Below are 19,933 nucleotides of genomic sequence, written 5' to 3'. Positions count from 1 at the left end.
CGTCCTGCCGATACATACGAAAGAAAGGGGAATGGCCATGGTGCTGGAAACGAAAACGTATACGTTTGACGAGCTGGAAAGCAAATACCGGAATTTCTACGCACCCGCCTACGAGATTTATATCGACGGCTCCAATATTGTCACCGAAAGCATGGCCATTCCCTCCATTACCGTAACGACAAGCGTTGAACCTAAAGCGAACTACGTCGATTTTTCCGTGAAAAATGCCTACGATATCGTCAAACGGGATTTCAAATGGCTGGCCCAATACTTTGTTCTGGGTAAAACGCTGGAAGTGAAGATGGGGTACACGGACAAGCTGAAAACGGTATTTTACGGGATCATCACTTCCGTTACCGCCGATTATCCGGCACAGGGTCATCCTACCCTCCGGGTGAAGGGAATGGACAAGTCAACGCTGATGATGAAAGGCTCAAAGGCCGGCTATTGGATGGACAAAAAGTACAGCGACGTCGCCAAAGAGATCGGTCAAAAATATGTGCCCAAAGTGATCGTCGACGATACCCAAACCGTAATCGGCACGATCGACCAAAAAGGAATGAGCGACTTTAAATTTCTTAAATATATGGCGCTGATGTGCAATTACGACTTTTTTCTCGTGGGTAAAACGATGTATTTCCGCAAGCCGCTTACGGGTACTTCCAGCGCGCTGACCTTGAGCTACGGCCAAAACTTGCGCAGCTTCTCCACCGATATGAACCTCGCCGACCAGATTACCAAAGTGACGGTGCGCGGTTGGGACGATAAGCAGCAGAAGCCGATCGTCGCTTCGGCTAGCGAGATCGCCAAGCTTGGCTCCGGCTCCAAGACGGGCAAAGATTTGTTGAAAACGCACGGCGAGTTCGAGGAAAATATTGGCGCGAATGTCGATTCCGTGGAAGAGGCGAAGGCCAAGGCGGAGGCGGTTATGAACGAGCGGGCCATGAAGCTGGTTTCCGGACATGGCGAATGCATCGGCCTGCCTGAAATTTGCGCGGGCCGGTATATTCGGCTGGAGGGATTAGGCCGGGTACTCAATCAACCGTATTATATTACCTCCTCTACGCACCGGATCGACGCATCCGGGTATATGACCTCATTTAAAGTTCAAGGAAATGCGGTGGGCTGACATGAACGAGTTTCCTTTCTCATTCAATCCGAACGAGGCGTTGGAATCGCTGACGCCGAAGATCAACGGCGTGATGGTGGCTGTCGTGACGGACAACAAGGACCCGGAAAACCTGGCCAGGGTCAAGCTGAAGCTCCCGCTGCGCGAAGGGGAGACGGAAACCGATTGGACCCGGATCGCCACGCTGATGGCCGGGAAAGACCGCGGAACGCTGTTCATTCCGGAGGTAGGGGACGAGGTGCTGGTCGCCTTTCATCTCGGGGAGGCCCGGCAGCCTTATGTGATCGGCACGCTTTGGAATAAGAAGGACCCTTCTCCCGAGGGGAAGAACGACAAGAACGACGTGCGCAAATTCAAGTCGCGGGCGGGCCATGAGCTGATTTTTGACGACAATGACACGGAAGGCAAGATCACGGTCAAGACCCAAAAAGGCCAGATCGTCGAGCTGCTGGATAAGGAAAGCTCGGTCAAAATCGCCGATTCCAGCGGAAACCATTCCATTGTCGTTCAAGGCGGGTCCGCGAACGAAATTAAAATCACGTCGGGCACTTCAGTCATTACGATGAGCGCCAAGGGCGATATCCAGATTGAGAGCAGCAAGCAAATTACCGTCAAATCGACCCAGGTCAACATCGAGGCTTCCGCGAGTCTGGCGCTGAAAGGCAGCGCCTCCGTCGATATCAAATCGGACGGGGTCGTGAACATTAAGGGCAGCCTGGTCAAAATCAACTAATCGGCCAAGGGAGGCGCACGGGTGAAGTCGTTTTTGGGCAGAGGATGGAAGTTCCCCGTCGAAGTGGACGAGGTGACCGGCCGGGTCAAAATGTCCGAATATGAAGAGGACATCGCGGAAGCGATTCGCATTATTGTATGGACCGGCAAAGGGGAGCGTGTGATGAGGCCGGATTTCGGCTGCGGCGTGGCGCGCTTTCTGTTCGGATCGACGGACGAGACGACGATGCATCTGTTGGAGTCGGAGATCGCGGAAGCGATCCGCGTCTGGGAGCCCCGGGTGCACGAGGTCGAGGTCCGGGCGGAGCCGGATACGGACGATCCCGGTAAAGTGATGATCCGTATCCGGTACGAGGTCCGGTCGACGAACAACCTATTTAATCAGGTGTATCCGTTCTACATTCATGAAGGCACGAAATGAGCAGCCGAATAGGCTGGGAAAGGAGGCGGTTCACGGATGCGGGTTCCTCCGATCGATGCCCGGGATGTCCCGGCGCTGATTCGACAAATGCAGGAGATGACGCCCTTCTATACGCCTGAATGGAGATTCACGCCGGAGGACCCCGATCCGGGAACGGCGTTGTTTCTGCTGTTCGCGAGGATGCTGGGGGACAATATCTCCAGGCTCAACCAAGTCCCGCATAAAAATTTCGTCGCTTTCCTCAATATGCTGGATGTGTCCCAGCAGTCCTCCCTTCCGGCCAAGGGCTACCTTACCTTTTATTTAAGCGAGGGAGCGCAGGAGACCGTTCCGGTGCCAAAAGGAACGAAGGTGGCCGGCACGTCTCCGGAGGGCGGGGAGCCGGTCATCTTCGAAACGGCGCATCCCGTCATGGTGACGCCCGCCCGTCTAACGGACGTGTACAATGTGAGCGTCCGCCACGACCGGATCGTTCGGCTTGACATTCCCTCGGGAGAGGAACAGCCGGCGGCGCTGTTCCGGTTCGAGGCGGAGGGCGACGTGCAGGAGCACAGTCTGCTTCTGAAGCACGACCACTTGTTCCGGCTGCGGCACGAGGCAAGAATCGAGCTGGAGCTGACGCATTCGCTGAAGCGGTTCATGGAGGCCGCCTTATCGGAACGTTTGGCGGACAGCAGGGCGGTGACGTGGAGCTATACCTCGGGCGGGGCCTGGGTTCCGTTCGACGAGGTGGAAAGCCGGGGAAACCGCTTGATTTTGACCAAACGTTCGCTTGCCCCTTGGGAAGAAACGGAGCTGGAGGAAGGCGCCGGAAGATGGCTGCGGTGCAAGGCTCGTTCGCTCGGCAGAGCTGCGGGCACCCCCGATCTGGCGGAGCTGGAGCTGGACGGACTGCGACTCAAGGCGGATTATGCGGACCTGCACGGCAACGGCGGGATCGAGCCGGAGCGGATGTATTTCGGCGATATCCAAATCGATTCGGGAGGCGGTTACCCGTTCGGGGATTTGTTCGCGCCGTTCGGGACGTTTTATGCCGCTTGCGCGGAACCGCTCAGCAAGCGGGGCGGCAAAATAACGGTCAGCTTCCGTTTATCGCGCAGAGAGCACCGGCTGATCCCGGAGAAGCCGCCGCACATCGACTGGAAGCCGATCATGAAGAAGAAAGACATGGACAAGATCGATATCCCCGATCCGGTTTCGATCACCCGCGTCGTTTGGGAATATTGGAACGGTTCGGCCTGGGTGAGGCTGCCTGTTCCGGCAGCGGCGGAAACGCTGTTTTATCACCCTGTGGAGGGCCGCGCGGAGTTTGCCTTTGGTTGTCCGGCCGACCTGGAGCAGACGTTCGTCAATTCGGAATGGAACTACTGGATTCGCGCGCGGATTTTGCATATCGAGCATTTGTATTCGGCCAACGCGGTTTATTTGTCGCCCTGGATCGAGCAGGTCCGGCTGAAATACGCTTACGACGAGCCGCTCTACCCTCCTGAAGCGTGCTGGACCCGCAACAACGCGGAGAGCCGGGACTTCTCTGCTCTAACCGGGGGCACCGGCCGTCCCTTTGCTCCTTTCCGGCTGCCGGAAGGCGGCAAGCCGGCCGTTTATTTCGGATTTGACCGGGCTCCCGTCCGCGGGCCGATCAGTCTATATTTTTCCGTATTAACGCAAAAAGCGGCGTCCGGCGACATCCCGCTTATCGAGTGGGAATATGGGACGGGCGCGGGAAGCTGGCGTCCGTTGAAAACGACGGATGGCACGAACGGGTTTACGCAAAGCGGGACGGTTCTTTTTTATTCGCCGTCCGACTTGGCGGAGCTTCGGATGTGGGGTCGGGACCGGTACTGGATTCGCGCGGTGAATAAGGACGCAAGGTTCGATTCGGACGGCCCGCCGAGCCCCTGTCCGCAAGTCCGGGGGGTCCATTTGAACACTGTGGCGGCGACCCAACAGGAGACGGTCAAGCAGGAAACGCCGCAGGCGTCGGCCGCCGGCGAATTCCCCGATGAGACGCCCGCCGTCGTCCTGGCCCGCACACCGGTCATTTCGGAGGAAGTGTGGGTGGACGAAACCGGGCATTTGACCGAGGAAGAGCTGGCCGGGCTGGGGCCTGCCGAAGAATGGGCGGACATCGTGCGGGATTCGGAAGGCCAAGTGCTGAAGTGCTGGATCCGCTACGAGCCGGTGGCGAATTTCCTCAATTCGGGTCCGGCCGACCGTCACTACCGGATTGACCGTTCGACCGGCCGGATCTATTTCGGGGACGGGGTTCACGGCAAGCGTCTTCCCAACTCGGATATCGAACGGATCAAGGTGAACTACAAGACCGGCGGAGGAGCACGGGGAAATTTGGACCGGCTGGCGATCAACCAGCTGCAAACGTCCATTGCCTTCATCCAGAGCGTCGTGAACCACGAGCCCGCTTCCGGCGGCTGCGAGCCCGAATCGCTGCAGGAGGCGCTGAAACGCGGGCCGCAGCTGGTCAAGCACCGGGGGCGCGCGGTGACCGCGGAGGATTATGAATGGCTCGTGCGGGAAGCTTATCCGGGCATCGGCAAGGTGAAATGCCTGCCCGGCCGCAACGTCCGCATGGAGAAAGAAAGGGGCTGCGTCACGCTGGTCGTCCTGCCGAAAACAGGCTTTGCGGAAGGCCCGCCTTTTGTCGAGCTGAAAAAGCGGGTCGAGCGCTATCTCCGGGAGCGGGCAGCTTATCCGACGGCTTTCCCGGGCAGCATTCAAGTGATCGGGCCTGCCTGGCTGGAGATCGGCGCGCAAGCGGTGTTGGCCGTGAAAAGCATAGAGGAAGCGGCTGCGGTTGAAAGTCAGGCGCTTGGCAAAATCAGCCGGTTCCTGCATCCGCTGTACGGAGGCTTGAACGGAAACGGATGGGAAATCGGCAAGCCGCTGCACCTGTCCATGTTCTATGCGCTGCTGAAGTCCATCGGGTCGATCCATCATGTCGACCGTCTGACGATGACGGTAACGAAGCTGGAGGACGGAGAGCGCACGGAGCTGCCGCCCGAGAACATGTCCCTGGTTCCGCACGGACTCATTACCGAAGGCATCCATAAGCTGGCTATCGAGATCGTTTAAAGGGAGGGAGGTAAGCAAGCGTGCTCAAGCTGCCGAATTTGGATGACCGCCTGTACGAGCACATGGTGGAGGCGGCCCGGAAGCAAATCCCTGCGCTTTATCCGGCATGGACCGACGAGAACGCGCATGATCCGGGCATGACGATGCTCGAAATGCTGACTTGGCTTATCGAGATGCAGCAGTATTACTTAAACCGGGTTACCGAAGCCAACGAGCTGAAATTTCTCAAGCTGCTTGGCGTGAAGCCCAAGGGAGCCGTACCGGCTTCGGTCGAAGTTCAATTCGAAGGCGTCGCCGTACAATCCAAGCTTCCCCGAGGAACCAAGCTGTTAGCGGGCGGGCTGATCTTCGAGACGGCGGAGCCGCTCCTGCTCGTTCCTGCCATCCCGGACAAGCTGATGGTCTCCACCGACTCCGGTTATTTCGACTATACCGCTTCCAACGAAGGGCGCAACGTATCGTTTCCGGCATTCGGGGCCAAAGCGGAAGCGGGCTGCCGATTGTACATCGGATTCGCCGAACCGCTGCCGACGAATCGGCTGCTTACCCTGTCGATCCGGTTATACGAGAATTATCCAATCGTTCCGGTGCAGGACACCGAAAGGGAACGCATTCCTTCGGCCAGGCTGGCGTGGCGGATGTTCGGCGACAGCGGAGAGGGACTTCCGGCGGACTGGCAGCCGATCGTTTTGCGGCGGGACGAGACGAACCATTTGTCGCAAAGCGGCAAGCTGTTGTTCCGGCTGGAGCGGCCTATGCAGCCGAGTATCGTCGGACCGGCGTCGGACCGGGAGCGGTATTGGATCTGCTGCGAGGTCGTCGAACCGGGCTTCGAGCTTCCGCCCAAGATCGAGCATGTGGCGTTCAATGCGGTGACCGCCTTCCAGTACGACACCTGGAGTCTGATGGAGGAGTTCGACTGGGACGGATCGAGTGGACAAGGACAATCGCTGGAAATCAGTCATTATTTGGCTTTCTTTGGCGCGTTGCGGATTCAAGTGCGTACGGAGGACCAAGGGGTCTGGGAGGAATGGAGCGAGGCTGGCGAGCTGCCGCCTCTTGTCCCTGGGGAGCAAAGGAAAGCTTACGCTTTAAGCCGCAACCGCGAGAGCAAGACGGTTCGGATCGCTTTCGGGGCTGGTGCGGACGGACAGATACCGCCGGACGGCCTTGCACGGGTAAGGGTCATTTGCCATTCCGGACGGTTTCGCGATCAGCGGAGGCTCGGCGCCGGAAACGGGCTGCCCCATCAGCGCTTCGAGCTTCCTTGCGCTTCCGTCGTTGCCGAAGCATTCCGGCTTCAAATCGGGGAAAAAGACCCTGTATCCGGCGATTGGCTGTGGTATGACTGGCACCGGGTCGACGATTTTGACCGGTCCGGTCCGGCCGACCGGCATTTTCTTCTCGATCCGCTGAACGGGACCGTCCTCTTCGGCAACAACGAGAAAGGAATGGCGCCTCCGCCATCCGACGAGCCGAACATCGTCGTGATTTCACTTCGTTCGACCGAAGGCGTATCCGGGAATATTAACGCCGCTTTGATGCAACGTCTGGCCGAGCCGTGGCCGGAGGTGGAGCTTGTGCGTCCCGTGAACCGGACGGTCGCTTCCGGCGGCTGCGCTCCGGAAACGCTGGAGGAGGCCAAGCTGAGAGCGAGAAGGGAGCTCCAGCAGCCCGCAACGGCCGTAACGGCGGAGGACGTGGAGCGGATCGTGCTGCATACGCCGGGCCTTCGCGTAGCCAGAGCGCGGGCGCTGCCTTTATTCCGCAAAGGGCTGAAGCAGTATCCTGCGGATCGGGCGCCGGCGGCCCTTTCCGTCGTGGTGGTGCCCTACAGCGAATCGCCGAAGCCGTTGCCGAGCCGCGGCTTTATGGAAACCGTGAGACGGCATCTGGACAAGCACCGGATGATAACGACGGATATTCAAATTTTGCCGCCGGAATATATCGGGATTAGCGTGCATGCCGTTATTGTGGTAGAGGCTTCGTTCAAGGACGAAACAAACATCGTCATCCGGGAGCTAACCCGATTGCTGCAGCCTTTCGACAACAAGGACGGAACGAGCGGCTGGGCTTTCGGGCGGACCGTGTACAAGGGAGACATTTACGGCGTCATCAATCGGATTCCAGGAGTCAGCTACATTCAGGACTTATGGATTTCGGCCGAAGGCAAAGGATTTCACAAAGATGCCGACGGCGATATTCAAATCCCGCCGCATGGGCTCGTGTATTCCGGAGAGCATGATATTGAACTGATCAGCTTGACCGAGCTGTAACGAAAGGGGCGGGCGCATGATGGGACCTTTCCGTTTTTTCTCGCTGAACAAGCCGTCGGACTGGAAACGGGGAATGACCTGCAACGTCAGCATCGATTCCGCCGGATTGGCACTCAAGCAAACGGAGCAGTACGGCATTGCGGCGAAAATTTCACTGTCGGAATGGGAAGTCGAGGGACCCGGAGCGATTGCGGATTTGGCTCCCGGCCGGCAGGACCGCATCTATTTGCTGGATGAGTCCGCCGCCTTGTGGCTTTACGATCCGGATAACCGTCATCTGGAGCCGCTGCTGCGCGAAGGGCACGGCATATTCACCTCCTCCGCTTATTTGGCGGCCGCAGGAGATACGGTGCTGGCCGCAGATCCCTATGCCGATACGCCGCTTATTGCCTTTCATGCCGCCAACAGTCAGGCGGTATGGAGCTACGGTGATTACCGTGGAGAAAGGCTATATCCCTTGAGCGCAACTCAGGCGGGCGGGTGTTTTCTGGTGCTCGCCATGGCGGATGACAGCAGAATCGTCTTGCTGAGGCTCGGTTCCTCAGGTCAGCTGCTGGCGGAAACGGAGATCGATTCGGCCCGGGTGCTGCCTGAAGGAATGGAAGCGCCGCTTGCAGCGCTGCAGGGCCGGTTTCAACTGGCGGGAACGGAGGACGGGACCGCCTGGCTGCTGGATACCGGGACAGGGCGGCTGCTTCGCCTGCCGGACGGCAGCGAGCCGGAGTGGTTTAGCGAAGCCGTCCGGCAGCCAACGCCTTCGGGCATCGCGCTTGACGGACGGGGAAGTTTGTTTATCGGGGACGCCTCGGGCGAAGCGGCCGGCGATAACCGGCATACCCTGCTCCTGGCCGAAATGTCCGGAGAACAATGCACCGTCCGGCCGATGGCCTCGTACCACGGCCGGTCCGACAAGCTGCTGACGAATGCGAGTGGACAGCTCTATGCCTGGAACCGCGCCGAAGCGACCGTCACCGTGCTGCAGTTGCTGCCCCGCACGAATTCCTGCGGGAATGGCCGCTACGAAGGAACATGGATCTCCTGCTCTCTGGACAGCACCCGCAGCGAGAACGAGTGGCACAAAGCGGTGCTGGAGGCAGACGTGGAAGAGGGGCTGCAGCTGCGTCTGTCCTGGTTCGCATCCGACCGTAAAACGGTGGCGCTCGGCGGACGCGTGCTCGATCTGGATCAATATATCTCCGATCCCGACATCCCGGCCGAGGAGAAGCTGCAAACTTTGAAACCGCTGTGGACGCATACGCTGACGAATCCGCAGGATGCGCTGCTGGTGTCGGCGAAGGGGCGGTACTTATGGTTAAAGCTGGAGTGGGTCGGCAGCGAAACGGCCTCCCCGCTGCTTCGCAGGCTTCGCATTTACGATCCGCGCATGTCCTATTTATCGTATCTGCCGGCCGTGTACCAGGAGGACGAGAAGAGCCGGAGCTTTCTGGAACGATATTTATCGCTGTTTGCGACCTTCATGGAGGATATGGACGAGACGATCGCCGGAATCGCGCGCTATTTCGACCCGGACGCGACCGACGGCCCTTACCTGCGTTGGCTTGCCTCGTGGCTGGGCCTTTCGCCGGATGAGCACTGGACGGAGCAGCAGCTGCGATTATGGATGCGCGAAGCCCCCGACTTATACCGGTTCCGGGGGACCCGGGCGGCCATATCGCGGATGGTGGAGATTTACACGGGCGAGGCGCCGATGATTATCGAGCATTTTCAAATCCGGCACTTGCTGGAAAATGCCGAGTTCCGCGAAACCGCAAGCCGGCTGTACAGCGACGATCCCTACACATTCTGCGTGCTGGTGAAACCGGAGCATGCCGCATCGGATAAACAAAAATATGTGCTGCAGCAACTGCTGGACGCCCAGAAGCCGGCCTTCACGGAGGCTAAGCTGGTTGTGCTGCAGCCGTGGATGAATATGGATATGCATACGTATCTCGGCATCAATACGACTTTGGCCGAGCCGTCTTGGCTGAAGCTGGACCATCGCGCCACCCTGCCCTACCATACGGTGCTGATCGATGTGGAGCGCGACAACCGCATGGACATTCATACGAGACTCGGTCTCGATTCGGAGCTTGAATAACATTAAATGATGAAAGAGGAAGCGGAGCATGAAAAAGTCCAGGTTTTTTCCGTTTGAACGCAACCGGTACTTTTACGGCAAGCTGCTGACGGTCCGAGATTTCGAATCCGAACAAAAATATTTCAACGACAAGCGGCGTCTGCTCAACCGGCTGCTGTTCGGAAGCGGTGTGGTGGCGGGCCTGCAGGTGGTCGCGGTGGACGACAAGTCGGTATCGGTGCAGTCCGGGCTCGCGCTGGACGGCCTCGGACGGGAAATTACCGTCTCTTCGCCGGTAACGCTCAAGCTCTCGATGATGGAGGGCTTCAACAATAACGATTACGCCAAAAACGTCTACCTGTGCATCGCTTATGACGAGAAGGGCAAAGAGCCCGTGCATGCGGTGGCGAACAGCTCGGCCCGCCCGGATGAGATCAGCGAATATAACCGGGTGGTGGAGGGGTACCGCTTGTTCATCCGGGAGGACGCGCCGGAGCCCGCGCAATTCGAGTGGAACGAGTTCGCGCTGGGGACCGCGGTCCTGTACGATGACGGGCACGTTCGGGTGCTGCAAACCGTGCCCCGGTATGTGACGGAGGGCGAGGCGTTCGAAGCCCGGCTCCGGGTCGAGAAAACGCTGCAAACGCCGCCGATTACCTTTGAATACGAACCGCTCGGCGGGCTTTTTCCATTAGTGGAGGGCTCCGGTTCAGCAACCGCCGGCAAAATCCGGGTCGATGTACCATCGGACAATAAATCTGACGATTTCGTCGCCCGGTGGCCGGTAAGGGCAGCCGGACGCGCCGGGGAAAAAGGAGACTTCGGCTCGAAGCCCGGTACGGCGGTTCTCACGATCGGCGACCGGCGCATTCAGGTGGAGTCCGCCTGTTCGCAGACGATTGAAATTGTCGAGGATGTGGAAGAGAAGCTGTGGGAGGCATATGCGTCCCGATCGATGGACGAGGCGCTGGGCTCGCCGGCGGAGCCGGAGGTCGTGCTGGCCAAAATCAGCCTGCTGCAGATGGGACCGAGCTACGTCATCGACCATGTGACGCCGCTGCCGTTTAACGAGCTGATCGCGAATTCCCCTCTGCTGGGCATCCTGGCAAGGAGAACAGGCGGCAGCTTGCCGGGCGGCGGCAGCGACAGGGCGGCGTTTACGGCCGGCGCCTCCGTGCATCAGCTGGGAGCGGACGAGCCGCCGCAGTTCTCCGTAGGCTACCGGGCGGACAAGGGCCATTTTGACTTCACGTTAGGGCTGCCGCAGCAGAAGTCCGCTCAAGAAGACATCGGCAGCGGCGTCGTGGACCTTCCTCTGGCCGGAGGGATCATCAAAAGCGGCATGATTTCGTTCGGCAAGCAAGAGCGGAGCTATTATACGGACGAGATCAGCCACGGTCTTGGGCCGGGGCAGGTTATGGTTACGGTCGGCGTGGAGGTCGCCGATAACGATATGATTCCTGATCTTCTGAATGTGAACGAGAGCGTATTTTACGGAGCTTCCGATGTGTTTCAGGGAAGCGATTACGATATCGGCCTCCCTAAAGTATCCGTAGGGACCGTCGTCTACCCGCGGAGAGGAACGTTTCGGATCGGGCTGAAGCTGCTGTCTCCGGCCGAAGGCTCCAGTTTGCGGTTGAGATGGTGGGCGGTGCGCAGCAGCAAGGACACGGCACAACAGGCGGCCGCAACCGATCTATCCTTTTCCGAGCGCGAAGCGGCAGCCGGTACGGACAGCAAATAAGCGGCGCGTGCGACAAATCGAGACGAAGCCCCGGTGAGGCATCCCGGGTTTTCACAGAGGAAGCCCCTGTCCGGCGGATGATTGCCCAAAAGCCAGAAAGCGAGGAACCTCCAATGCCCATTCGTCCGACGATTGTGCACAGAACGGCCGATTCTGCGTCGGAATCCGGCCAAGCAAGGACCCGAGCGGGATCGGGGGCTTTACTTTCGCCCCTGCAAGCGATGATACAGCTCCAGAGGAGCGTGGGGAACCAAGCGGTCTTGCAGCTTATGGGGAAGAAGGGGGAAGCGTCTGATACGTCTAAACGAGGAACGAAAAGGAAAAAAACAAAAGACGATGCGGAACCGGAAAAAAAGAAAAAGAAAGTGATCAAATCCAAAAAGCTGAGTAAAGAAGAACGGAAGCAGCAGCAATCGGCATTGGCCAAAAGACGTTTGGAGCAGAAGAAGGCCTTTTTCAAGAAAGTAAAAGCCAAATTGAATCAAGGATTAACCGACACCAAATGGGAAAATTCGAACGTAAGCTTGGCGGCTGGGGAAATTCATAAGGTTCCTTTAAAGTTCGCAGCTGCGGCAGAGAAAAAAGCGGGATCGGATCAAGAGCACGTCGGCGTCAACGATTTGTATAACCATAACACGGAGTCCTTGATAGCACCCAAAAGCTATGAGAACAACCGGACGGATCAAGTGCTGCGTTGGATTTCGTCCGCCTTCTACTTCAAGCTTAAAGGGAAGACGCAAGAGGTTCAAGCCGGCCTGTTCGACGATAACCGGTTTTATCTCGCTGCGAACGAGAATCAGAATAAGAGACATTTCGTCAGGAAAAACAAAAAGCAAGAGGTGGATGAGACCGGACTAAGCACGAAGGAATTGTTGGAAAACATTGTGAACGAATACGAAGAAACCGAAGCCGAAAAATTTCCCGGCATGCTCCCGGAAGTGAAGGAACGAGTGATCCGGCATTTGGAAAAAATTAAAGCGCGTCTCTTGCAGGATGAACTGCCGGAGGAGTACGCCCATTTGTCGGATGCCCTTAACGCCAAGCCGATCGTTGCGATGGAAGCGGAGAAAGCAAACGGGAAGAAAGTGGATCTCCATGCGGAGCGGCGGATCAAGAAATATTTGAACGATGACGAGAAGTTTAGAGCGGGGCATGTGAAGGGCTTGAAGCGTCCTTGCTTAATCTGCATGATGGCCAACTACGGGGAGTACAAGGCCGGCAACGACGACTGGATGGACCAATGCCCTCATATTCCGGAGCACAGCGGCCCGGGATGGTTGAGCGAGGCGGCAACTTACGGATACGATATTGAAGCGAATGCGGACACGGTTAACCAACTCATCCCGAGAACGTACGCCAGTATTCCGAAGTCGGAAAAAGAAAAGATGGACAAAGATCCGTACTACGTTCCCAAGTTCTCTTACAACATTGATACCGATTCGGAATCGGATGTGGACGAGTCCGAATCGGAGGATGAAATGGACGGAGACGAACGGAGTCATACGTTGGAAGAGGAGGAACCGTTCTGGATCGAGGAAGAAGAATACGGATTGCCGATGGATGTGGCGGAAGGGGAAGAAGAATCAAGCGTTTTCATGGACGAGGAAGAAAGGAGCTCTTTAAAGGACGAGGATGAAATGGAGCTGAGTGAATGGGCGGACGATGAACGAGAAGACGACATACGTTCGGCACTTGGCAAACGAAAACGGTGAACGCGATTATGGGAACGCAATTCGAGCAAAGTAAGACAGCCGATCGGGAAGGCCGGCGGCCGAGCGGAAAACGACGCTAATGCTTCGATTTCTCCGCTTTTTGGCCGCCGGACACCTCCAGCTCCTTCAGCGTATGGGCGGGGCTGTAAAGGAACCGGTAAACATACGAATCGGCGATATAGATGTCTCTCCGCTCGTCCGGCGATACGCTGAGGCTTGTTTTCGCCAGCACCATCTGCTTCGGATCGTCTTTGACAAGCTTTCGGTAACGCTCGTCAAAGCTCGCAGCAAGAGCTTCGATCGTATCCGGATCGGTCAGCTTCACGGCCGCAATATAGGTGGTCTGCGGGTCGGATTCCGATAACTTCACGGTAAACGCCATCCGGTAATTGCGGTAGCTCATAAGCAGCTCCGGCGTTCCGTCGGGCGTGTCGATGACAGTTGTTTCCGGCGCCTTACCGAGCAGCTCTTCGATTTTGGCTCCGGTCATCCCCAGAAAAGCGGTATAATCCGGCTGGCCCTGCCGAAAGAAACCGAGATAGGTCGGCTTTCCATCTTTGCCGAGCTGCTGTCCCAAGCCATCGTACAGTCCGTTTGCGAACCTTCCTTTATAAACCGGCCGGCCCTCTTCGGAGAAGGCCTCTCCGTTCCCGCTGTATACGCCGGCGACAAAGTCCCCGCTGTACTTCGGGTTTCCGTTTTCGTAATAGGCCTGTCCCGTTCCGCTGTACCGGCCTGCCATAAATGCCCCTTTATACTTGGCCGAGCCCGTTCCAAAATACTCCGTGCCTTCTCCGGAGTATAATCCGTTGGTGAATCCGCCTTCGTACAGCACTGCGCCCGATTCGGCAAGCAGCTTGCCCGCGCCGTTATATTTTCCTGCCAGAAACTGTCCCTGGTACTTCACGGCGCCGCCGGAATCATATTCGGTGCCGTCTCCGGAGTAGAGGCCGCCGGCGAAGCTTCCCTCGTAGACGAGCTTGCCGTTCTCATCGAACGCCTTGCCTTTGCCTGCGGGCATGCCCGCTTGAAACTCGCCCTGGTAGCGGATTTTGCCGTTCGGGTGGAACAGGGTGCCCGTGCCCGCATACAGTCCTTCGGCAAAGCCTCCGCGGTAAAGCAGCGTGCCGTCGGGACCGAGCTCTTCGCCGGAGGCAAGCTGCCCTTTGTCAAAATCCCCCTGCCGCTTCAGCCACCCCTTGGGATCGTACAGCTTTCCGGGGCCTTGAAAGACGCCGTCCTTTAACTCGCCTTCGTATTTGAACCAGCCGGTTTGATCAAATACTTTGGCTTTGCCCGTATAGGTGAGAGGAGTTCCGCTCTGCTCATGGAAGGCGGGTACGAATCCGAACATGCGGCTCACGAAGGCGGGGGGCTTGATCCAGATGAAATAGACGAGCGCCAGCAGGACCAGCATGACAATGACGATCAGCTTCTTTTGCACATAGTAATTGCCGATCGGCACGTAGCTTTGCCTGGTGACCTCCTTGGCGTTCAGAATCGTTTTGCAGGCTTCGGCAGCCTTCTTGACCGCCAGCTTCGGCAGAGCGGCCGTTTGCTTCAGCGGAGCGGCTAATTTCTTCTGCAGCGGGGCGATAAACGGCTTGATCATCGATTCAATCATTACTGTCGCTCCTTCTACGGCACTTGAATGGTCGTTTGGCCGGGAACTGCAATCTCGATCAATCCGCCCCAGGAACAGGCGAGCTTCGAGCTGTTGTTCAGGGCGGGCATGTTGCCGATAAGAACGGTCGGAGAGCCTGGCGCCCATGGCGCGACGGTCGCGGGCACGCAAGGCATGGGGGTCATGACGCCGAACTTGGCCGCCGTTGCCGCAGCGACCTGCGGGTTGGCCATAGAGCTGCACATGCCGAAAGGAAGCACGTTGACCATCGGCTTGTTGTCCATAATATTGGCGATCGGCATGGAGGTTGTGACCCGGTTTGCCGGCAATACCTGGAGGGAAGCCGGCGCATTGCCGAAGCTGCAACGGATCGTCGCCCCTCCGCATACAAGTTGTCCCATCTTGCCGCACCCCTTTTTATTTTCTATCATCGCAGGCTTTGTTTTGTTACCTTCATACTACTATACTCACCCCAAGCAGGCAACGAAAGTTCTACATTTTTAGAACAAAATGGATGTGTCGAATTGGGAATTTATAGTAGTATGGAGACATGGAAAAAAAGGAATGGCGAAACATATCGAAAAATGTCGAAATGAATAGGCGGGAGTGGATTTTTTGAGAAGGCTGCAAAAAGCAACGGTCGTGCTTGCGGCAACAGCAGTGATCGTACAGTGCTCGATGCCTTCGGGCGCGCTGGCGGAAGAGAGGCGGATTGCGCTTGAGGAGGCGTTAAAGCTGGCAGCGGCGGAGTCGGGGGAGCTTGCGCAATCCCGCCTTCAGATTCAAGCGAAGACCATAGAGCTGGCGCAAGCGCAGGGCGCCGCAGCGAATCGGAGCGAAAAGGACAGCAGCCTGATTGCGAAGCCGCACAGCTTAGCCCAGGATTTGGACATCGGCCTCAAGGTTCCGGAAGCGCGCAAGCTGCTGGGTGAGGCCAAACGGGAGCTGGCGAGCAAGGAGCTGCAGCTGCGCTCGGAGGTGGAGAAGCTGTATTTCACGACGCTTCAAGCGGCGGATAACGCAGCGCTGCTCGAGCAAAAATGGGCGCAGGCGCAAAGACGGCTGGCCACGCTGGAGACGAAGCTGAAGTTCGGTGCCGCCGGACAAGACGAGGCGGATAAGCAGAAGGAAGCCGTGGATCGCGCGCAATCCGAGCTGAAAGCCGCCCGTCTGGCGCTCAAATCGGCCAAGCTGCAGCTCGGGGAGAAGCTGGGCATCGATCCGGCATCGGCGTTTACGGTCGAGGCCAAGCCCGATTATGTCGTGCTCACGCAGGAGCAAATGTGGAAGTTTGTCGCTTATGCGGAGGAGCATGATTTCGAGCTGTATAAAGATATGGAAACCCGGACAATGGCAGAGGAAAAAGTCCATCTGACGCGCAAGCTGTACTCCGCCGAATTCGGCGGGAAGGACATGCGGCTGATCGAAGCGATGTATTCTACTCCGGCGATGGCTTACGAGCCGTTCATGGCAAACTACGACAGCCTGCTCGGCGAGATTAAGCGGAAGTGGGAGGGGCTTTTCTTGATCCCGGTTCCTGTCGTTCCGATCATACTGCCGGTGCCTAAAGCTTTGCTGCAGGGGGAATATGGCGGGCTGCGTTATTTCGACGAATCGCCGTATTCGCTTCCGGTGTCGATGCTGGAGGCGGACAAAGCCCGGCTGAAAGAACAGGATACCCGCAAGAAGCTGATCAACAATGTGAAAAAGTCGTACCTCGACGCCAAGACGGCCGAGGAAGCTTATGTGCAGGCGTTAAAGCTGGCGGACACGCGAAAAACCGAGCTGGAGGCGGCAAGCAAAAAGCACGCCGCCGGCTGGATCAAGGATGACGAATTCGAGAAAGCGAGCCAGGCTTCGGAAGAAGCGCAAAAAGGGGCGATATCCGGGTACTACGCTTACATGAGCGCCTTGTCGGCGCTGAACGTCGTATCCGCGGGCGCGCTCGATTCGGCCTGGAAGCCGGGACCGCTGCCTTACCTAACCATTGACGACGGTCTGGAGCCGATCAAGGAGCAGCCGTCCGAACCGGGCGGGGACGTACCTTCAGCGTACAATGGGCCGTGAAAGACACGGTCGACGGCGTCACCGGCGAGCTGACGCTCCAAGTGCCGAAGGAGCTGGGCGCAACCGCCTTTGCGCTGCTCACGAAGATGAAGCCGATTGGCGGCAAAGTTCGGCTGGACGGGACGGTTCTTCGGGTGCGCTGACGAAGCTGCGGAAGCAATGGAACGGCGTGAAGAAAGCGGAGCCGATCGACGGCTTCGACGAATAGGGGAGAAGCATAGCGGATGAATAAGAAAATATTCCTTTTACTGCTGGCCGCGGCCATTAGCTTGACGGGCTGGGGACTATACCGCACGGCGGAGCAAGGCGTCGCTCTTCTTCCGTGGGACCGCTCCTTGGCGTTTGAAGGCATCTTCAAGGTGACCGCAGATTCGGCGGACCGCTTGTATTTCATCGGCAAGTCCAAGCGCTCGATTATCAAAACGGACAGGGACGGCGGTATATTGTTCACCCACTCGGCAAGCAAGGATGGATCGGGCGGGATGAATCAATATAACGGCTTGGCGGCCGACGACGAAGGCAACGTCTATGCGCTGAATACGCGGCTCGATCCGTACGGCCTGTACGTGACCGGGGAGAACATCGTCAAAATCAATGCGGACGGAAGCAGCATCCGCACACTGGCCGAATACCGCTACGACACCCCTTCCGAATCGATGCTCCGCGTCGGGAAGATCCGATCGTTGACGGTGCAGGACAACCGGTTGTACTACTACATCTTGGACGGCAGCTCGATCATTCTGCATGCATTGCCGCTGAGCGGCGGCACCGGCGAGGAAGTGTTCCGCACGGCGCTGCCGGACGGCGAATTGCCGGCCGATGTGGCGGGCGTAAGTCCGGAGGGGCGATTTTACTCCACCAAAAAGGACCGGATATACCAGGCTCTTCCGAATGGGGAATCCCGTCTGGTTTATCCGCTGCCTGGAATGGACAGAACGAGCCGCGACATCGCCTTGTCCTTGCGGGTCGATCCGCAGCAGCGCCTCGTGTTTGTCAACGAGCAGTTGAACGATATTAGCCGGCTCGATCCGCAGGAGCCGTACGTCGTCGAATCGCTGTTGAATCAGACGCTTTTTGACAGAGCCGGTCGGGGCAAGCTGGGAACGCTGCTGCATGTATATGCATCGCCCCATGGCAGCCTGTTTGCCGTGACCGAGAACCAGTTCGTCAAGAGGGACAGGGACGGGACGATCGCGCAATCTTTTTCATCCTTCGGTTATACGGCACAAGACAAGGCCCTCGGCTACCTATTCTGGTTTCTTGCCCTGGCGGAGCTGGCACTGGTCATTTGGCTGCACCGGTTCGTTTACGTTCATATGCTGGACCGGAAGGTACCGCTGATGCTCAAGTTCCTGATCGCCTTTGTGCCGATTGTCATCGCTTCCATGCTCTGGCTGTCGGAGGTGGTTTACCAGCGAGTGTCGGAGAAGCTGGAGCATGAGGTGGAGAATAACTTCCTGTTGGTTGCCGCCGGAAGCAATTATTTTGTAAAGGGCGACGAATTGGAGAGGCTGAATTCCCCGCTGGATTACATGAACGGGGATTACCGCACGATTCACGACAGCCTATCGGCGCTGTACGGCTCCTTGGGCGGCAAACGCGAAGGGCAGTATACGACCTTATACAAGCTGGAGAATGGGAAGCTGTTTATCGTCATGGATGATGACAGCAGCGTGCCGATGTTCCGGCCGATGGAGCTGACGCCGGATTACCGGCAGGCCATCGAGACGGGGAAGGCGGTTACCGGCTCGACGGACGACTCCAGAGGGTATTGGATATATGCGCTCAGCCCCGTGTACAACTCCTCCGGGAAGATGGTCGGGGTTTATGAAACAGGCAAGGACGCGAACGGCCTCAAGGAGCATAATCAGGACTTGAAGCTGGTCATTATCCGCAATATGGGGCTGATCACGCTCGTTATTTTGCTCTTATTCAGCGCGATCGCCTTGTCGATCTCGATCTCGATCCGCCGGTTGCGCGCCAGCGTCAACGAAATCGCAGGCGGAAAATGGGAAGCGGCTGTCGATATCCGTTCGCGGGACGAGCTTGCGGATTTGGGGGACCGCTTCAACATGATGGCGCTCCATATCCGAAATTACATCGCTGAAATCACCAGCTTCAGCGAGGCTTACTACCGCTTTGTCCCGCAGCAGTTTTTGAAGTTTATCGGCAAAGACAGCATTGTGGACGTGCACTTGGGCGATCAGGTGCAGCAGGAAATGTGCATTCTGGTTTCGAATATGAGGGACTTTTACCGGTTTTCACGCGATCTGACGCCGGAGCAAAATTTCAACCTCATTAACGCCTATTTGCAACGATTCGGTCCGGTCGTCCGCCAACAGGAGGGCTTCGTCAGCAAATATTTTGGCGCCGGCTTTCTGGCATTGTTTCCGTCGCAAGCCGATCGGGCCTTGAAAGCGGCGACGGAGATGAGAAGGGTGCTCGAGCAATATAACGACGGGCGGGCAAGCGCAGGCAAAGCGCCAATCGATATGGGAATCGCCATTCATCACGGTCCCGTCATGCTGGGGGTTATCGGGGAAGAGAAGCGGATGGAGGGAGGGGTCATCTCCGAGCATGTGAACCGGACTGAGCAGCTCGAAGCCTTAACGGACAAGCTCGGGGTATCCGTCCTGATCACGGAGGCGTTCTACAAGCAGCTTGCGAATCCTGCGGAGTTTTCCATCCGGTCGCTCGGTCGGGTGCTTCCGTACGGCGAGGATCGCGCGATCCGGCTCTACGATGTTTATGAGGGAGACCGGGCCGAGGCGCGGAAATTGAAGGAGGAGACCCGGTCCTCCTTTGAAGCGGCCGTCGAATGGTATCAGAACGGACGATTTTACGATGCCCGCGAGGCTTTCCTGCAAATCATCAGGCGCAACCGTTGGGATCAAGCGGCACGGCTGTATTTTTACCTGTGCGACGACTACTTCCAGAACGGGGCGCCTGCGGATTGGGACGGCACGCTGATTCTGAGCTGATCGGAGGGGCGGATTCGGTTCACGGTTTGGGTACGCGGCAAAGAGACGGCGGGCAGAGGGGCCCGGCCGTTTCTTTTTTT

General features: G+C 57.6%; 13 protein-coding genes. 11 read left to right on the top strand and 2 right to left on the bottom strand.

Translation table 11 applies throughout. The annotated features are described in order from the left end of the window. The first annotated feature begins 37 nt into the window (after nt 1-37). The 8 genes from PEH01S_RS13785 (at nt 38) to PEH01S_RS13750 (ending at nt 13,181) form a co-directional block, all read left to right on the top strand. Complete coding sequence (locus PEH01S_RS13785) at nt 38-1,129, top strand: phage late control D family protein (protein WP_127486096.1); 1,092 nt, start codon at nt 38-40, stop codon at nt 1,127-1,129. A 1-nt stretch (nt 1,130) separates the two neighbouring features. Next, nucleotides 1,131-1,862: a phage baseplate assembly protein V gene (locus tag PEH01S_RS13780; RefSeq protein WP_127486094.1), complete on the top strand. Its 732-nt coding sequence runs from the start codon at nt 1,131-1,133 to the stop codon at nt 1,860-1,862. Between the two features lie 21 nt (nt 1,863-1,883). Next, on the top strand, nt 1,884-2,282 hold the full coding sequence (locus tag PEH01S_RS13775) for a GPW/gp25 family protein (RefSeq protein ID WP_025846052.1): 399 nt from the start codon (nt 1,884-1,886) through the stop codon (nt 2,280-2,282). A 36-nt stretch (nt 2,283-2,318) separates the two neighbouring features. Next, nucleotides 2,319-5,372, top strand: coding sequence for a putative baseplate assembly protein (locus tag PEH01S_RS13770; protein WP_127486092.1), 3,054 nt, complete (start codon nt 2,319-2,321; stop codon nt 5,370-5,372). A 20-nt stretch (nt 5,373-5,392) separates the two neighbouring features. After that, nucleotides 5,393-7,648, top strand: coding sequence for a putative baseplate assembly protein (locus PEH01S_RS13765; RefSeq protein WP_127486090.1), 2,256 nt, complete (start codon nt 5,393-5,395; stop codon nt 7,646-7,648). Between the two features lie 16 nt (nt 7,649-7,664). Continuing rightward, nucleotides 7,665-9,746, top strand: coding sequence for a phage tail protein (locus tag PEH01S_RS13760; RefSeq protein ID WP_025846057.1), 2,082 nt, complete (start codon nt 7,665-7,667; stop codon nt 9,744-9,746). A 28-nt stretch (nt 9,747-9,774) separates the two neighbouring features. Next, the gene (locus tag PEH01S_RS13755; protein ID WP_025846059.1) at nt 9,775-11,469 is read left to right on the top strand and encodes a hypothetical protein; all 1,695 of its coding nucleotides are present in this window, start codon (nt 9,775-9,777) and stop codon (nt 11,467-11,469) included. 365 nt (nt 11,470-11,834) lie between these two features. Beyond that, nucleotides 11,835-13,181, top strand: a complete 1,347-nt coding sequence (locus PEH01S_RS13750) for a hypothetical protein (protein WP_127486089.1) — start codon at nt 11,835-11,837, stop codon at nt 13,179-13,181. A gap of 76 nt (nt 13,182-13,257) precedes the next feature. Here PEH01S_RS13750 and PEH01S_RS13745 read toward each other — a convergent pair whose 3' ends face one another. Then, a complete protein-coding gene (locus PEH01S_RS13745; protein ID WP_127486087.1) occupies nt 13,258-14,805 on the bottom strand; it encodes an MORN repeat-containing protein in 1,548 nt (515 codons plus the stop codon). A gap of 14 nt (nt 14,806-14,819) precedes the next feature. Then, nucleotides 14,820-15,206, bottom strand: coding sequence for a DUF4280 domain-containing protein (locus PEH01S_RS13740; RefSeq protein ID WP_127486085.1), 387 nt, complete (start codon nt 15,204-15,206; stop codon nt 14,820-14,822). Nucleotides 15,207-15,420: 214 nt separating this feature from the next. On the opposite strand from PEH01S_RS13740, the gene PEH01S_RS13735 reads away from it, so the two are divergent. The 3 genes from PEH01S_RS13735 (at nt 15,421) to PEH01S_RS13730 (ending at nt 19,853) form a co-directional block, all read left to right on the top strand. Then, a complete protein-coding gene (locus PEH01S_RS13735) occupies nt 15,421-16,872 on the top strand; it encodes a TolC family protein (RefSeq protein ID WP_127486083.1) in 1,452 nt (483 codons plus the stop codon). Further along, nucleotides 16,869-17,015: a hypothetical protein gene (locus PEH01S_RS34590; protein ID WP_164827829.1), complete on the top strand. Its 147-nt coding sequence runs from the start codon at nt 16,869-16,871 to the stop codon at nt 17,013-17,015. Before PEH01S_RS13735 ends, PEH01S_RS34590 begins: the two co-directional genes overlap by 4 nt. A gap of 81 nt (nt 17,016-17,096) precedes the next feature. Continuing rightward, entirely contained in the window at nt 17,097-19,853 is a 2,757-nt protein-coding gene (locus PEH01S_RS13730; RefSeq protein ID WP_127486081.1) for an adenylate/guanylate cyclase domain-containing protein, read from the top strand. Nucleotides 19,854-19,933: the final 80 nt, after the last annotated feature.

It is taken from the genome of Paenibacillus ehimensis NBRC 15659, assembly GCF_004000785.1.
Classification (GTDB): Bacteria; Bacillota; Bacilli; order Paenibacillales; family NBRC-103111; genus Paenibacillus_G; species Paenibacillus_G ehimensis.
The sequence above is the reverse complement of the archived record's forward strand: the minus strand, read 5'-3'. Positions and strand labels throughout refer to the sequence as shown.

Bases quoted from the DNA above. Each gene is read 5' to 3' on its own strand.
- PEH01S_RS13780 (WP_127486094.1), top strand. From the start codon at position 1,131: ATGAACGAGTTTCCTTTCTCATTCAATCCGAACGAGGCGTTGGAATCG.
- PEH01S_RS13755 (WP_025846059.1), top strand. From the start codon at position 9,775: ATGAAAAAGTCCAGGTTTTTTCCGTTTGAACGCAACCGGTACTTTTAC.
- PEH01S_RS13770 (WP_127486092.1), top strand. From the start codon at position 2,319: ATGCGGGTTCCTCCGATCGATGCCCGGGATGTCCCGGCGCTGATTCGA.
- PEH01S_RS13730 (WP_127486081.1), top strand. From the start codon at position 17,097: ATGAATAAGAAAATATTCCTTTTACTGCTGGCCGCGGCCATTAGCTTG.
- PEH01S_RS13740 (WP_127486085.1), bottom strand. From the start codon at position 15,206: ATGGGACAACTTGTATGCGGAGGGGCGACGATCCGTTGCAGCTTCGGC.
- PEH01S_RS13760 (WP_025846057.1), top strand. From the start codon at position 7,665: ATGATGGGACCTTTCCGTTTTTTCTCGCTGAACAAGCCGTCGGACTGG.
- PEH01S_RS13785 (WP_127486096.1), top strand. From the start codon at position 38: ATGGTGCTGGAAACGAAAACGTATACGTTTGACGAGCTGGAAAGCAAA.
- PEH01S_RS13745 (WP_127486087.1), bottom strand. From the start codon at position 14,805: ATGATTGAATCGATGATCAAGCCGTTTATCGCCCCGCTGCAGAAGAAA.